The 15,625-nt window shown below is 59.0% G+C and carries 16 protein-coding genes; 11 read left to right on the top strand and 5 right to left on the bottom strand.

The genetic code is table 11. The features are described 5' to 3' along the window. Positions 1 to 471: 471 nt before the first annotated feature. The 7 genes from H5T67_09915 to H5T67_09885 all read left to right on the top strand — a co-directional run bounded on the left by H5T67_09915 (position 472) and on the right by H5T67_09885 (position 6,901). Positions 472 to 906: a MarR family transcriptional regulator gene (locus H5T67_09915; GenBank protein ID MBC7245629.1), complete on the top strand. Its 435-nt coding sequence runs from the start codon at positions 472 to 474 to the stop codon at positions 904 to 906. 127 nt (positions 907 to 1,033) lie between these two features. Next, positions 1,034 to 1,246: a hypothetical protein gene (locus H5T67_09910; protein ID MBC7245628.1), complete on the top strand. Its 213-nt coding sequence runs from the start codon at positions 1,034 to 1,036 to the stop codon at positions 1,244 to 1,246. 23 nt (positions 1,247 to 1,269) lie between these two features. Beyond that, complete coding sequence (locus H5T67_09905) at positions 1,270 to 1,914, top strand: cobalamin B12-binding domain-containing protein (protein MBC7245627.1); 645 nt, start codon at positions 1,270 to 1,272, stop codon at positions 1,912 to 1,914. Continuing rightward, positions 1,914 to 3,038 (top strand): hypothetical protein, encoded by a 1,125-nt coding sequence (locus H5T67_09900; protein ID MBC7245626.1) that lies wholly within the window; start codon positions 1,914 to 1,916, stop codon positions 3,036 to 3,038. Before H5T67_09905 ends, H5T67_09900 begins: the two co-directional genes overlap by 1 nt. Positions 3,039 to 3,408: 370 nt before the next feature. Continuing rightward, positions 3,409 to 4,131, top strand: a complete 723-nt coding sequence (locus tag H5T67_09895) for a hypothetical protein (GenBank protein ID MBC7245625.1) — start codon at positions 3,409 to 3,411, stop codon at positions 4,129 to 4,131. 6 nt (positions 4,132 to 4,137) lie between these two features. Next, positions 4,138 to 5,949: a DUF4445 domain-containing protein gene (locus tag H5T67_09890; protein ID MBC7245624.1), complete on the top strand. Its 1,812-nt coding sequence runs from the start codon at positions 4,138 to 4,140 to the stop codon at positions 5,947 to 5,949. A gap of 103 nt (positions 5,950 to 6,052) precedes the next feature. After that, positions 6,053 to 6,901, top strand: coding sequence for a dihydropteroate synthase (locus H5T67_09885; protein ID MBC7245623.1), 849 nt, complete (start codon positions 6,053 to 6,055; stop codon positions 6,899 to 6,901). Between the two features lie 686 nt (positions 6,902 to 7,587). Here the strand turns inward: H5T67_09885 and H5T67_09880 are convergent. Beyond that, positions 7,588 to 8,679, bottom strand: a complete 1,092-nt coding sequence (locus H5T67_09880; GenBank protein ID MBC7245622.1) for a saccharopine dehydrogenase NADP-binding domain-containing protein — start codon at positions 8,677 to 8,679, stop codon at positions 7,588 to 7,590. A 368-nt stretch (positions 8,680 to 9,047) separates the two neighbouring features. On the opposite strand from H5T67_09880, the gene H5T67_09875 reads away from it, so the two are divergent. The 4 genes from H5T67_09875 (at position 9,048) to H5T67_09860 (ending at position 12,315) form a co-directional block, all read left to right on the top strand. After that, positions 9,048 to 9,704: an HAD family hydrolase gene (locus H5T67_09875; GenBank protein ID MBC7245621.1), complete on the top strand. Its 657-nt coding sequence runs from the start codon at positions 9,048 to 9,050 to the stop codon at positions 9,702 to 9,704. 330 nt (positions 9,705 to 10,034) lie between these two features. Continuing rightward, positions 10,035 to 11,276: a tetratricopeptide repeat protein gene (locus H5T67_09870; protein ID MBC7245620.1), complete on the top strand. Its 1,242-nt coding sequence runs from the start codon at positions 10,035 to 10,037 to the stop codon at positions 11,274 to 11,276. Further along, positions 11,273 to 11,911: a GNAT family N-acetyltransferase gene (locus H5T67_09865; GenBank protein MBC7245619.1), complete on the top strand. Its 639-nt coding sequence runs from the start codon at positions 11,273 to 11,275 to the stop codon at positions 11,909 to 11,911. Before H5T67_09870 ends, H5T67_09865 begins: the two co-directional genes overlap by 4 nt. Positions 11,912 to 11,979: 68 nt before the next feature. Further along, complete coding sequence (locus tag H5T67_09860) at positions 11,980 to 12,315, top strand: cupin domain-containing protein (GenBank protein ID MBC7245618.1); 336 nt, start codon at positions 11,980 to 11,982, stop codon at positions 12,313 to 12,315. A 105-nt stretch (positions 12,316 to 12,420) separates the two neighbouring features. Here H5T67_09860 and H5T67_09855 read toward each other — a convergent pair whose 3' ends face one another. The 4 genes from H5T67_09855 to H5T67_09840 all read right to left on the bottom strand — a co-directional run bounded on the left by H5T67_09855 (position 12,421) and on the right by H5T67_09840 (position 15,615). Then, entirely contained in the window at positions 12,421 to 12,852 is a 432-nt protein-coding gene (locus H5T67_09855; protein ID MBC7245617.1) for a YjbQ family protein, read from the bottom strand. A 1-nt stretch (position 12,853) separates the two neighbouring features. Continuing rightward, positions 12,854 to 13,699: an amidohydrolase gene (locus tag H5T67_09850; protein ID MBC7245616.1), complete on the bottom strand. Its 846-nt coding sequence runs from the start codon at positions 13,697 to 13,699 to the stop codon at positions 12,854 to 12,856. A gap of 62 nt (positions 13,700 to 13,761) precedes the next feature. Continuing rightward, positions 13,762 to 14,823 carry an SIS domain-containing protein gene (locus H5T67_09845; GenBank protein MBC7245615.1) on the bottom strand — a complete coding sequence of 354 codons (1,062 nt, stop codon included), beginning with the start codon at positions 14,821 to 14,823 and terminating at the stop codon, positions 13,762 to 13,764. A 54-nt stretch (positions 14,824 to 14,877) separates the two neighbouring features. Then, entirely contained in the window at positions 14,878 to 15,615 is a 738-nt protein-coding gene (locus H5T67_09840; GenBank protein ID MBC7245614.1) for an SIS domain-containing protein, read from the bottom strand. Positions 15,616 to 15,625: the final 10 nt, after the last annotated feature.

Raw genomic sequence — 15,625 nt, 5'->3', positions numbered from 1 at the left:
ACTACAAACCCACGCCAGGCCGGGGGTGAGGCAATCCGAGCGCTGAAGCGCTCACTACAAACCCACGCCAGGCCGGGGGTGAGGCAATCCGAGCGCTGAAGCGCTCACTACAAACCCACGCCAGGCCGGGGGTGAGGCAATCCGAGCGCTGAAGCGCTCACTACAAACCCACGCCAGGCCGGGGGTGAGGCAATCCGAGCGCTGAAGCGCTCACTACAAACCCACGCCAGGCCGGGGGTGAGGCAATCCGAGCGCTGAAGCGCTCACTACAAACCCACGCCAGGCCGGGGGTGAGGCAATCCGAGCGCTGAAGCGCTCACTACAAACCCACGCCAGGACACGGCGGACTGTTGTCCGCCTGAAGCAGGCGTGCCCTACTTGACAAATGCCGCAAATCGTACTATAATGTGGTTGCCATAGCAATCTAGTGGCTTGCTTTCCTCATTAACAACTCAATGGGGAGGTAAAGACGTGATCCTGCTGGAGAATGATCTTGGGTTCCTCTTAGGACGTACGGATAGAGCTATGAGAAACTATCTCCTTCATCGCCTGCAACCCCTGGGTGTCACGTTCCAGCAATTGCAGGTGTTGGTTGGTCTCTCCGAAGGCGATGCCATCTCCCAGGATGCTCTCGCCAAGCGCATGTTCCTGGAGCCTGGTTTTATCACCCGTATGCTGCAGCGTTTGGAGCAGGATGGCTTTGTAGCAAGGGTCGGCGATGAACAAGACGCCAGGAAGCGGCTAGTGCTGCTGACTCCCAAGGGGCGTGAGTTATGCGAGAAGGTCGAAACCGTGCGCACAGCGGCTCTGCAGGACGCCTTGCGCAGTTTAAGCGAGGAGGAGGTGAACGAACTGCAACGATTGCTCAACCGCCTTTTCGCTACCGTGCGCGACCCCCAGCAATAGCACTATAGACAACATTATAGCAACACCCCTTATCACACCACTGTTTGTGCGTGGCGGATTTTCCTGCATTTCGCGATGGGAATTGCACCAATCCCATCTTATCAAATCATTCTAGGAGGAGAAGACGATGCTCGAGGAAGAGAAAGAGAAGGGAAAAGCGATTGCCAAACTTCCACCAGCAGAGAGGAACAAGTTGATCGCACGCATGATGTTCGGAGAAGCCGCGCCCCAGGCCCAGATAGCCATGTTCATGCTGATGGGTGCGTGGGGCATCGCCCCACCTGGTCCCCCTGGTGGCCCTCCCGGTGGACCGCATGGCGGTCCACCTCCACAACACTGAAGGAGACGCAAGGAGCAAAGACAATGAGCAAAACTCAGACACTTACGGATTTGATGGTCAATCTGGAGGAAACGGCTGTCCTGGACGAAGTCAAGCGCCTTCTGGACAACGGGGAACAGGCACGGAACATCTTGGATGCGCTGACCAAGGGGATGAACATCGTCGGCGAAAAATACGCCGCCGGCGAGTACTTCCTGGCCGAACTGGTCATGGGCGCCGAGATCTTCAAAGAGTCCATGGAGTTGCTGGAGCCAGCGCTGCTCGCGCAGGGTGCGCCCGAGAGAAAGGTCTGCGGCAAGATGGTCATCGGTACCGTGCAGGGCGATCTGCACGACATCGGCAAGAACATTTTCGTCGCACTGGCACGCAACGCCGGCTTTGCCGTTACCGACCTGGGCATTGACGTGCCGCCGGCCAAGTTCATCGAGCAGATCAAGAAGGATAGCGCAGACATCCTGGGCATGTCGGGCATCATGACCATGTCGCTTGACCCCATGGCCGAGACGGTCAAGCAGCTCAAGGCAGCAGGTCTGCGCGACAAGGTCAAGGTGATCATCGGCGGGTTGCCGGTGGACGAACGATGGCGCGAGTTGGTGGGGGCGGATGCTGCCAGCGATGACGCCTACAAAGGCCTGAAAATAATCCAGGCATTCATGGGGGTGAAATAATGGCCGAGATGACTGCAATCGAACGAGTGAACAAGCACATCAACCTGGAACAGCCAGACCGTGTGGGCATTGCCCCAATGGGCGAGTTCTACTACGCAGGGCTGGCGGGCATGACCGTGGCAGATGTGCTGATGGACCCGTGGAAGGCGGACGAGGCTTTCGAGTATGGCTTCAAGAAGCACGGTGGCTTCGACATGGCCGAGGTTGGTTTCTTGCTCGCCATGTACCTCAACCCCATCCCGGATATGTTCTCCACCTACTATCTGGAGTGGTATCTCCCCGGACGCGAGTTTCCGCCCGACACAGAGCCCAACCTGAATGAGCGCTCACGCGATAACCCGCTCATGACGGAGAAGGACTATGACCTGATCCTCAAGGAGGGCTTCCATCGCTTCTTCAGTTTCCGACGGGCAGGAATCGCAGATCTCGGGCTGGTGGGAGCGATGGTGCCGCAAACGGCTGCCATTGCGCGCAAATGGTGGGAGCAGTACCAGGTGCCCACCATGACTGATTCTTCGATGAGCGAACCGGTGGGCTGGCTGTCCCGCTTGCGCGGCACGACCAATTTCCTGTTGGATGTGCGCCGCCATCCAGACAAGATGCTGGAAGTGCTGGACATCACCTGCGATGGGCTGATTGCCGCGGCGCTGAACCTGGCGGAGATGGTGCAGGCCAAGACGCTCATCTTGGGCTGCTTGGGTTCGGCGGATTTGTGGTCGCCCAAGATGTTCGAAAAGTTCCAACTGCCCTTTATCCTGCGGGCGGCGAATGCGGCGGTGGCTGCAGGCTATCGGCTGCAGTATCACTTTGACACGAACTGGACGCCGATGCTAGAATATCTCAAGGAACTACCGCCCAAGTCTGGCTTCCTGCATCTGGATGAGCGCACCGACATCGTCAAAGCGAAGCAAGTGCTGGGAGACCACTTGTGCCTGTTCGGCAATCTCAAGCCGTCGCTGTTCAAATTTGGCACCGAGGAGGAGGTGGAGCGCGAGGTCAAGCGTATCATTGATAGTTGCGCTGCTGGTGGCGGGCTGATCATCAGCGCCGAACTGACTGTGGATTCGCGCTTTGAACTGGTGGACAAGATGATCCAGACTACCAAGACCTACGGGGTATATTAGGCGCTTAGGGTTTGGGTAAGGCAGGCCCTTAGGCCTGCCTTACTTTGTGTTGGGGGAAGCGTGGCCGGCGTATGAGCGCTGAAGCGCTCACTACAAACCTGCACTACAAACCTGCGTATGAGCGCTGAAGCGCTCACTACAAACCTGTATGAGCGCTGAAGCGCTCACTACAAACCTGCCATCAACGAATGGCTGCGCCAAAACGAATGAACGAATCTCAGTCCATTCGTTTATTCGTTCTCCTATTCGTTCTCCTATTCGTTGATGGCTATCACCCTCTCTGCTCGGCGTGGGCAACAGCCCACGCTAGAAGCCCCTCTCCTGCGCTGCAGGAGAGGGGTCGGGAGTGGGGCATATATCAGGAGGCTCATTGCAACTACTTCATTCCTTTTCTTTGAACTTGACCGTTGAGCAGATGCTGGTGCAACAGGGGCGGGCGCCTGGCGTTGGCCCAGCTCCCGCCGAGATGGTGCGCCTCTACCAGCAGGCCATTGACAAGGCCAAGGAACTGGCAGAGCCGGTCGCGATGTACGATGTGTTCCCCGTACGTGCCGCACAGGACGATGGACTCATTCTGGCGGATGGCCATGTCCTGCGCAGTCACCTGGTCGTCGCACAGTTGGCGCGTGCGGAGCAGATTGCCGTGGCCATCTGCACCATTGGGTCGCGCCTGGAGGAGGAGGCATCGCGGGCTTTTGCCGCAGGGCAGGGCGTGATGGGCTTTTTGTACGATAGCGCAGGGTCGCTGGCAGTGAGCCATATGGCGCGGGAGGTCGTGCAACAGGTGCAGGAACGCGCCAAGCAACAGGGGCAAAAGGCGAGTTTTCCCATCAGCCCTGGCAGTGCGGATTGCACCCTGGAGGATCAACGGGTGGTGTTCGACCTATTGCCCGCGCAGCGCATTGGCGTGCGCCTGACCGATAGTCTCCTGATGGTGCCGCTCAAGTCGGTTTCGCTGCTCATTGGGTTGGGGCGCGACCTGCCCACAACTCACGACCTGGCGCAGTGCGATTTCTGTGAGCGTCGGGACAAGTGCGGCCATTACCGACTGCGCACGATGCATGCATTTGAACAAAATGACAAGGATCGCTAAGACACCATGACAGATTTGACCTATTACATTGATTTCGAACCGGTAGGCAGACGAGGCGAGTGCCCTGCCGATGCCTCGCTCTTGGACGCCGCTCAGCAACTGGGCGTGGCGTTGATCAGCCTGTGCGGCGGCAGCGGAACCTGCGGACGCTGCAAGGTGCAAATACTTTCTGGACAAGTTTCCCCGCTCACGGCGGCGGAGGTTGAGGCGCTCAGCGCCAGGGAGTTGCAGGAAGGCTATCGCCTCGCTTGCCAAGTATATGCGCTGAGCGACCTGAAGGTGCGCGTGCCGCCCGAGTCGCTAAGCACGCCTCAGCGCACGCAGGTGGAAGGGCAGGAAGTGGCGGTGGCGCCTGAGCCGCCGGTGCGCGGCTATGACTTGCGCCTGACGTTGCCCTCGCTTGCCGATCCACAAGCGGATGCCGAGCGCGTGCTTCAGGCGCTGCAAGAGCAGCATGACGTCTGCTGTCAGAGCGTGGACATCGAGCTATTGCGGGGATTTGCGTCCCTGCGCGATGTGGAAACATTGCGGATTGCGGTGCGGGGTGGGGAGTGGATCGCTGCCATGTCCCCTGATGCTCACCTGCTCGGGCTGGCGGTGGACTTGGGCACGACCAAGATCGCGGGGTACCTGCTCGATCTGGAGACGGGGCGCACGCTGTCCAGTCGGGGGATGATGAACCCACAGATTGCCTATGGGGAAGATGTCATCACGCGCATCTCGCGCACGCACAAGGACCCGGCTGAGGCACAGCGCATGCAGTCCCTGGCAGTGGAGGCGCTGAATCAATTGGCTGAGGAACTGTCGGCAGAGGCAGGAGTCAAACCGGAGCAGATTGTGGAGGCGGTGGTGGTGGGCAATACCGCCATGCACCATTTGCTGCTACGTTTGCCGGTCAGCCAACTGGCGCTTTCTCCCTACGTCCCGGCAGTGCGCAGTGCGCTGGATATCAAGGCGCGCGACGTGGGCCTGCGCATCGCACCTGGCGCGTATGTGCATCTCTTGCCCAATATCGCGGGCTTTGTCGGGGCAGACCACGTGGCAATGCTGCTGGCCACGGAGATGGCGCGCCTGGACGGGCTGGTGCTGGCGTTGGACATTGGCACCAACACCGAAGTGTGCCTGACCAGCAATGGGCAGATGACCAGCGTTTCCTGCGCCTCTGGTCCAGCCTTCGAGGGGGCGCACATCACGCATGGCATGCGCGCCGCGGCGGGGGCGATTGAGCGCTTGCGCCTGGTGGACGATTGGGTCGAATACCAGACCATTGACGGGGCGCCGCCGGTGGGCATCTGTGGCTCGGGCATTCTCGATGCGTTGGCGCAACTCTATCTCCATGGCGTGGTGGACAGGTCGGGGAGGATGGGCGAGCATCCCAGGGTGCGCGTGCGCAACGGGGAGCGCGAGTTCGTGCTGGTGAACGAGGAGGAGCGCGGCGGCAGCCCCGCTATCACCATTACCCAGCGCGATGTGCGCGAGTTGCAATTGGCCAAAGGGGCGATCCGCACGGGCATCGAGGCGCTCTTGCAGGATGCGGGGCGTAGGACGGAAGAAATCGAGCGGGTGGTCATTGCCGGTGCTTTCGGCTCTTATATCGACGTGTCCAGTGCCGTTGCCATCGGCATGTTGCCGGCGCTGCCGTTGGAGCGCTTCGTACAGGTGGGCAATGCTGCTGGGACAGGGGCGCGGCTGGCGCTTATCTCGGAGAGCAAGCGCCGCGCAGCTCAGGAGATTGCGCGCCGTGTGCGCTACATCGAACTGGCCACCGTGCCCAACTTCCAGCGCCTCTTCGCCGCCTCTATGTATCTGGGAACCTAACCGCGAAGGGATTAAAAATGCTCACCGCAGAGCTCGCAGAGAACGCCGAGATCAATTAGAAACCTCCGCGCTCTCTACAGTAAAACCGAAAGAAAGGGAGGAGATGAAGACAAGGGTAGCGAGTGCAGTGAAAGAGGTGGTCATCAGCACCGATGGGCCGACCGTGCTCATTGGCGAACGCATCAATCCCACGGGGAAGAAAAAACTTGCTGCTGCTTTGCAGGCTGGCGATCTAGAACCGGTGCGCCGCGAAGCCATCGCCCAAGTGCAAGCTGGCGCTGACATCCTGGATGTCAACGTAGGCGTCGCTGGCTTGGACGAGGTCGCTTTGCTGCCCCAGGCAGTGCAAGCGGTCATGGAGGTCGTGGATGTGCCGCTTTGCCTGGACAGCGACAACCCCCGCGCCCTGGCTGCCGCGCTTGAGGTGTACCGCGGCAAGCCGATCATCAACTCCGTCAGTGGCCAGGAGCAATCCCTGCGGGAAGTGCTGCCCCTGGTCAAAGAATACGGAGCAGCCGTCATTGGTCTGACCATGGATGACGAGGGCATCCCCAAGGATGCCGACCGCCGTGTGTCCATCGCGCACAAGATCGTCGCGCGTGCTGAAGCGCTGGGCATCCCACGCGAGGACGTGATCATCGACTGCCTGGCGCTCACCGTAGCAACTGACAACCGGGTAGCGCTGGTGACGCTGGAGGCGGTGCGCCGCGTCAAGGCGGAACTGGGTGTGAATCAGACCCTGGGCGCGAGCAACATCTCCTTCGGTCTGCCCGACCGCGACATCCTGAACAGTGCCTTCCTGGCCATGGCCATTGCGGCAGGCGTCACTTGCCCCACTGTGGACGTCGCCAAAGTGAGGCCGGCTGTCCTGGCGACGGATCTGCTCCTGGGACGCGACGAATACGCCATGCGCTACATTCGGGCGTACCGTCAGCGGCAACAAGCTGGGTAATGAGCGTGGCCGGGGAATGAATTCCCCGGCTGAATGTGAAAAGCCCCTGAAAGGGGCTGGTTCGTAGTGCGCACTTCAGTGCGCCTGGAGCAGGTTCGTAGTGCGCACTTCAGTGCGCCTGGAGCGTGGCTGGGGAATGGATTCCCCAGCTGAATGTGAAAATCCCCTGAAAGGGGCTGGTTCGTAGTGCGCACTTCAGTGCGCCTGGAGCATGGCCGGGGAATGAATTCCCCGGCTGAATGTGAAAAGCCCCTGAAAGGGGCTGGTTCGTAGTGCGCACTTCAGTGCGCCTGGAGCATGGCCGGGGCGTGAATTCCCCGGCTGAATGTGAAAAGCCCCTGAAAGGGGCTTTTCCTTTTTAGCCAGGGATTTCAATCCCTGGCGCGTATGAGCGCTGAAGCGCTCACTACAAACCCGCACCAGGGATGGCGGCGGACTGTTGTCCGCAGGTTCGTAGTGCGCACTTCAGTGTGCCTGGAGCATGGCCGGGGAATGAATTCCCCGGCTGAATGTGAAAAGCCCCTGAAAGGGGCTTTTCCTTTTTAGCCAGGGATTTCAATCCCTGGCATCAATGAGCGCTGAAGCGCTCACTACAAACCCACGCCAGGAGACGGCGGGCTGTTGTCCGCCTGGAGCAGGGAAGGGTGTCATTGCGAGGGCGCCCTGCGCCCGAAGCGATCTCGTGATTATCCAGCACTCACTATCTCTTCGATCGTGATGCCACGCTTGGCTAATTCGGCGAAGAAGGGCTCTGGCTCCAGGCAGCCCTCTGGAGCGTAGACACCCTTGTGCAGCACCTGCCCCTGCGCCAGCATCCACGCCCCAATCGCCGCCGGGATGCCCGTGAGGCGCTTCATTTTATCCACCGTGCGATAGGTGTAGGTGCATGGCTCGCCATCCTTCTGTCCGATGACATCCACACGCGCTCCAGAAAATGGCACACCGCCCTTGCCTAGAATATGCTCTACTTTGTGGATGATCTTGGAGAGAGTTTCGATGCGCTTGGGCGTGGCGGTGAGCCCCAGTTTGACAAAGACATCGGCCAGTGCATTGTTCCATTCAGGGGTCAATGCACCCTTCAGGCTGACGGTGCGTACCTTGATGTAGCGCGGCACGGTCATTGGCTCGGGGTGTCCACAGTGGAACACCTTCACGGTGCCCAGCACCCCGCCGAAATCTGCAGGCTCTTTTTCGCTGCCCGCCTCGACCTCAACCCATTGCCCATCGCGGTAAGTGGGCACTTTGCCGGTGACGGCGTAGAACACATGCATCACCACCGCTAGCCCCTGCGAATCCTCTGCCCCGCCAGCCCAGGCGATCTTGATTTCATCCACCGAGTCCAGGCGTGAAGCGCCTAGGCGACACATCAAATTGGTGATGCCCGGCGTCCAGCCCAGGCCGGTGATGAGCGTCACGCCGGCAGCCTTGGCCGCCTCATCCAGGGCAAAGACCTCCTGAATGGGGCCATAGTCATCGCAGATGTCCACATAGTTGACCCCGGCTTTGACCGCCGCGCTCGCCATCTTGGCCGCATAGCGGTAGAACGGTCCGATGGCGCCTACCGCGGCATCCGCACCGCGCAGCACGGCATCCAGTGAGGCGGGATCGTTGGCATCCACGAAAACCGCACTCGCCCTTTCGCCCAATTGCGCCGCGAATGCCTTCGCGCCCTCCACGCGGTAGTCGGCGATGACCACTTCCGCAGGCGTGTGCGCGATGAGGTCCTGCACCACACCCTGACCCATATCCCCATAGCCACCCAGAACGACGATTTTCATTGCCTACGCCTCCCTGTGCCAGGAATGTTCGCAAGAGCGAGTATAGCACACGAACGGAAGTTGGTCAAAGAGCGTTGTGCAAAAAACTGGTGCAGTCATAGCGCACTGAAGCGCACTACGAACCTGCCTCACCTTTCTTGATCCAGGCGGACAACAGTCCGCCGTCTCCTGGCGTGGGTTTGTAGTGAGCGCTTCAGCGCTCGGATTGCCTCACCCCGGCCCCCTCTCCTACAGCGTAGGAGAGGGGCTTTTTGCGTGGGATGTTGCCCATGCGCTGTAGGTGCGCAATTGAATTGCACCCCTACAGTGCGTGCTCTGCGGGGCCTCGAATATTTGCTTCCCCACCTCATCTGTGCTACAATCGCGCCATGACTAACATCATCGCTTACTTCGATATGGACCGCACCGTTCTGAGCGATAGCTCCGGCATGCTGTACATGCGCTATCTGTGGCACCGCGGAGAGGTTAGCCGACGAGCTATGGCGCGGTCGTATTGGTATGCTTTGCTATACAAACTGGGCTTTTTCAATTACCCCGCAGTAGCAGCCAAGCTGGCCTCTGGACTTTCCAGCAGCAGCGAAGCAGAGACCATCGCTTTCTGCCAGCGCTGGTTCGACGAGATGGCCGTACATTATGTCGCGCAAAAAGCGGTGCAACGCATGGACGAGCACCGCGCGCAGGGGCATTTGGTGACCATTATCTCCGCTTCGACGCCTTATGTCGTGGCGCCGCTGGCACGCTACTTGGGCGTGGAGGAGTATCTGTGCACGCGGGTGGAAGTGGTGGATGGGCACTTCACAGGCAAGATCATCCCGCCACCCTGCTACGGCCCAGGCAAGCTCCACTATGCGCGGGAATATGCCAGCAAGCACGGCGCCGATTTGGCACAGGCGTATTTCTACACCGATAGCTATTCCGACCTGCCCTTGCTGGAGCAGGTAGGGCATCCCGTGGCGGTGAACCCTGATGCCCGCCTGAAGGTAGCAGCCCGTCAGCGCGGCTGGCCGGTGGAGTACTTTTACTAGAAGAAGGCGGCCAGCTCATTGGCGCCAGGGATTGAAATCCCTATTTACGCCCCGGCCATGCTCCAGGCGCACTGAAGTGCGCACTACGAACCAGCCCCTTTCAAGGGCTTCTCACATTCAGCTGGGGTATTCACGCCCCGGCCATGCTCCAGGCGCACTGAAGTGCGCACTACGAACCAGCCCCTTTCAGGGGCTTCTCACATTCAGCTGGGGAATTCATGCCCTGGCTATGCTCCTGTCAAACGCCGTCTTGACTACTGTCAGGAATACGCTATAATAGCATTGACACTAGAAAGAAGCCAGACGCATAGCCTGGCGTGAGGATGTTCTATGCCAAGCGAATTCAACCACATCCAAGCCTATCAGCATATCGAGAAGGGACAGCAACTGGAGAACCTGGGTCTGCTGGATGAGGCCATGCTCGAGTTCAAGCAAGCGGTCGAAGCCGATCCACGCATTGCTGCAGCGCACACTGCGCTTGGTCATCACTACCGACGCAAGGGGTTGCTGACCAAAGCAGCGGACGAATTCCGCAGCGCGGTCCTGCTCAGCAGCGATTACGAGAACTACTTCAACCTGGGTCGTGTGCTCACCGAACTGGAACAATACAAAGAGGCGGCGGAGGCATTCCGCCAGTGCCTTGCCCTGGAGCCCAACGACCCTTCAGCGCTTTACGAGTTAGGCTATGCCCTGTGCGCTTTGGGGCAGTTCGACGAAGCCCTTGCCCATTTCCAGACGCTCACGGAAGAATACCCCGAGGACTGGGAGCTCAAGTTTGCCCAGGCAGATTGTTATATGGGGAAAAAGGATTACGATACGGCAGAGCGGTTGTTGATCGAGGCCTGGCACAGCGCGCCGCCCAACGCAGACACATCTCAATTGCGCGAGGCGCTGCTGCTCATACGGCGGCACATGGAGTTCGCAGGACAGGAAGAACTGGGACTGAAAGACCGATTGTATCGGGACTCTGGCGTGATCTGTTTGGGGTCCGGACGCGACAACGGCCTGGACATCCCCATCTACGACCAATACACCTTCACCTACCGCGATGTGGCGCTGACCACACGCCGCTTGCTCCATTTGATCCGTGCCTACGAATGGCACTTCACTGCTGTGGTCAGCATGGATGAGGACTCGCAGCCTCTGGCCATCGCCCTGTCGCAATTGCTCCAAGTGCCCTTGCTCGGCGTGGAGGAACTGCGCGAAGACGATTTCGTCCTGACCGTGCTGGCCCTGGGCAAGCAGCCGACGCTGTGCGAGGTGATCTTTGAACACATCCCTGGGCGGATGCTGTCCTTTGTCCTATCGCTGAACTGGTCGCTGGAAGAAGAGCTGGTCACCGACATCATCGGCGTGCATTGCACCGGCGATTGTGTGCTGCCTTGGAAGCGGCTACGCAAGCGCTCCGCAGAAGCCGCTGCGACTTCTATCTTGCGCGCGTTGGCCATCCTCCCCGAGGAGGAAAATCTACCCCAGCAGATTGCCTACTATACTCAAGAGCACAAACTGCTGCGTTTCTTCGACTATTCCGACGACTTTGCAAAGATCGAGGCAAACAGAACTGGGGAATGAATGTTAGCGAAATAGACCGGATGTACCTGGAAAGCTCGCGTCTGATCGTCCGCGATTTACACCACACCGATCTCGAACAAATAGAATCCTGGCGACCTTTCACCGACCCTCTCTACCGCTTGTGGAACATCCCGCGCAGCACCCCCCTGAGCCGAGAACTGTGGTTCATGATAAAGGACAACGACCCCACGCGCATGTGGATGGTCATCCAGCGCAAATCAGACGGACAGGTCATTGGTACGTTGAGCCTGCGCGAGATCGTGCGGCGCATCTCGGCACGGCTGGGCATCACTCTCGGCGCTGATTTCGTGGAGCAGGGCTATGGCACAGAAACACTGCGCCTCTTCCTGCCCCACTACTTCCATGAAATGGGCTTTCGTCGCATGTATTTGGATGTGGCGGCAGCCAATCGGCGCGCGCTGCATGTCTACGAGAAGCTCGGTTTCCAGCGCATCGGATCCAACTACCGCAATATCCCCGAAGGCATTGACCTGCGCTTTCTGGAGCAAGAGCAGTACCGCAACTTGCGCCCTTATTTTCGACATCACCTGGGGCGCATGCAGCTCCTTTTCTACGAGATGGTGCTGGAGCGGAGCGAATGGGAGAAACAGCCTCCAACAATCGCACCCGGATAACTTTCATGATGCATGCCGCCTGGGTGCGAGGGATTTGCTGACCACGACCGCGAAAGGAGAAGCAGTACATGTTGATTCGAAATTACCAGGACGTGCCCGCCATATCCTATGAAGGCAATATCCAGAAGCGGGTTGTCATCGGACCTGAGCAAGGCGCGCCCGGGTTTGTCATGCGCATCTTCGACCTGCCCCCAGGCACAGCCTCGCCTTGGCATCAGCACGATTGGGAGCATGAGGTCTTTGTGCTGGCAGGCAGCGGGCTGGCCGTATCCAGCGATGGCGAGACGCCCATTGGGCCAGGCGATGCCATTCTGATCGCCCCCAACGAAATGCACAGCATCAAAAACACCAGCCAGGAGACGCTGCGCTTCATGTGCCTGGTACCCTTGCGCGGCGAGGGCTAGCCGCAGTTCCCGGCAGTGGCAGCAAAGCCAGGCGTCGCCCGCACTAGCTCGAGGGCTGGGCAGCGACACTGGACATAGCGAGAGAGGAAGCAGTACGGACAGTCCTTACTCGCCCAGCACTTGCACACAATACGTGCGGCACAGGGGTCCATCGTACTCGGCAAAGTAGATGCGCTGACGCGAACCTTTGACCATAGCGCCTTCGTGGATGGGAAAGAAGACTTGGATACCGCCCAGCACGCTTTTCAGATGCGCTCCGGCGTTAAAGCCTAGTCGTCCGTCAATGTCCAGGTAACGGTTATGGTAGTAGTCACCCTCGTCTGGAGCCAGTGTCTCGAGGTGCTTGATGATGTCACGTTCCAGACACGGCAGCCCCTCGGTCACGAGCAGCCCAGACGATGTGTGCATGGTCAGCACATTCACCACGCCCTCGCGGACACCACTCTCCCTCACGATGCGCTCCACCTGCGGGGTGATGTCAATCAGTTCCTTGTCGCGCCGCGTCTGCAGTTCGATTTTCTCCAACACGATTTTCATGCTATACCTCTCCCAGCAAATGGCGTGCGTTGTCGCGGAAGATCAAGTCCAGGCACCCCTCGCTCAGTCCCACGCTGCGCACTGCCCGTGCCATGTTCTTGATCTCCACCCGCGGATAGTTGGAGCCGAACACGATCTGGTTGCGTAGGCTCTTTTCGATGAGGCTTACCGGTACCTGCCCACCGATGACAAAGCGCATGAAATCGGTCGGGTTGTCGAAATAGAGGCAGGACGTGTCAATGTACACGTTGGGATACTTCAGCGCCAGCATCACTGCTTCCAGCACCCACGGCCAGGCGAAATGGGCGATGACGATGTTGAGTTGCGGAAAGTCAGCCGCCACGTCCTCCAGATGCATGGGATGGCCATATTTCGCCCTGCTGCCTGGCTCCCACGACATACCTGCATGGAGCACCACGGGTATGCGTAGTTCCTGCGCCACCTCGTAGAGTGGATAGGCAAGCGTGCGGTCATCGGGGTAGAATTCCTGCATGGGTGGGGCAAGTTTCAAGCCGCGTAGCCCTAGTTGCTCGACAGCGCGGCGCAACTTCTCCGGGGCAGCGGAGTCATGCGGGTCTACGCTGGCAAAACCCACGAAACGATCGCTCAGCGCACAAAGTTCGGCGATCTGCTCGTTGGTGTACAAACAACAGCCCCGAGTCGAAGTGGCGTCAATGGGCAGAAGCACAGCCCGTTCCAAGCCAGAGATATCCAGTTCCAGGAAAAAGGTCTCCAAAGGCTGCAGGATGTTCTGGATGAAGAACACTTTTCGCGCCGCAGTCTCCAGCTCAGGGTACTTGGCGATCATCTCGCGCACGAGCATCGGGTGGGTATGAAAGTCAATCACATCGGCTCCTTGTTATTTCAGTTATGTTATGTACAAGTGCAGCGGGGTTAGATTGTACGTGTTTATATGTAAATCACAGCCTCGACATTGGTGGGGCGATCGGGGTTCAGCCCCTTGTGCATGGCGTGATAGTAGGCCAGGTATTGCATGGGCGGCAAGTAGAGAGGGCCGCGCAGAGTCTCCGGCAATCCCGACTCCACCCAGACAGCGTACTCGGGCTTCAGCGTGCCAAGTTGGGATGGACTCTCGCCGATGACCATGATATGTGCACCAAGTTTCTGTATTTCGGCCAGCATGGACACTTCCTCCTGCGTCGCGCGATCGGAGAGCAGCCCGATCACAAGGGAACGGTCATTCACCATGGAACGCGGCCCATGGCGAAATTCCAAGAAGTGGTAGGCTTCGGAGGGAGAAACCGACATCTCCTTCAGTTTCAGCATGCCCTCGCAGGCCAGTCCATAATTGGGGCCTGAACCGAGGAAGAAAAAACGTTGGTAGCGCTCATCCGCACCCAGCCGGCGCATCGCCTCCTCGATCCGCTCACTGACGAGCAGTTCACCGCGCTCGGGGAGCGTGTGCAGAGCCTGGGCCAGAGCCGGCCGCCCTGCCACCTCCCCGATTAAACTGAGAGCCAGCACCAGCATGGAGGAAAAAGAGGCTGTCTGGGCATAGCTTTGCTCTTGAGCCGCGCTCGCGATAAGCGGCGCTGCCGTCAGACCGGCGAGGGTGCTTTGGCCGTAGCAGGTGATGACGAGCACGCTGTCCTTGCCCTTGCGCTCGGCAAAGGCTTTGGCTGCCCGCACCGTCTCGGTGGTCTCGCCGGAGCGAGAAATGGTGACCAGCAGGCTCTTCCCAGGAGGTATGGCGATGTCTGGGAACAGGAAGACCTCCGACGAAGGCAAGGCACGCGCTCGGATGCCTGTCTCGGCTTGGAATGCGGCTGCTGCGGCGAGAGATAGGTAGTGCGTTGAGCCACAGCCACAAAATAGCACCTCAGCCACATCCTGCTGAGACCACAACTTCCGAATTCTGGGCAAGGCGGACTGGGCTTCGTGCAGTGCTTGCGCCCAGGCTTTGGCCTGCCCGCGAATCTCCTTGAGCGTGTGCATCCCTCGTTCGGTCATAGCATGTGTCCCTCCCCTTTGGCTGTGAAGATTATAACCAAGGATGTGCGCATCTCACAAGTAGTACATGCGCTCCTTGTACTGCGCCATCATCTTGCGGTTGTATTCCGCTCCTCCATCCACGTTAGCGGCCAGATAGATAGGTGGCGTGAAACCCTTGGCCAACAGCTTCTCCACTGTAGCGGCGATGACAGCGTGCAGGAGGGCACAACCAATTGCACCAGAGGTAGGGCAGATCTTCTGGGGCGCTCCTTCTACTTCCAGCACCGCATCGCCTGGTGCCGAGAGGTTGTCAATCACCAAATCCGCGAACTCGTACATCTTTTTTCCACTGGGGTGGCGCGAGGTCACGGCATTCGTATATTGCATGGAAGTGATGCCGATCACCTTCATGCCCTTTTCTTTTGCTGCCATAGCCATCTCGATTGGCACGTGGTTGCGTCCTGAGACGGAAACTAGGATGAGCACATCCCCGGGAGCCGTGGGCAAGCGGTTGAGCAAGATCTTGGCGTAGCCAGGGAGTTGTTCGACCTGGCTGGTAATCGTCGGTGGATGGATGTCCAGTGTCAAGCCCGGTCCAAAGATAGGATTGACGAGCATAAGGCCACCTGCGCGGTAGAAAATATCCTCCACAGGCACCGCAGAATGGCTGCAGCCAAAAGCAAACAGCGAATGTCCATCCACGATTGCTTGAGCAATCATCTCTCCGGCCTGGTCAATAGCCTGCAGCTGCGTATCCCGGAGCTGCTTCATCATGTCAATTACTTTGTCCAGGTAATCACGTGCTAGCATCTCTGTCCTC

The sequence above is a fragment of the Chloroflexota bacterium genome (assembly GCA_014360905.1).
Classification (GTDB): Bacteria; Chloroflexota; Anaerolineae; order UBA2200; family UBA2200; genus JACIWX01.
This window is presented reverse-complemented; position numbering and strand designations above follow the sequence as displayed.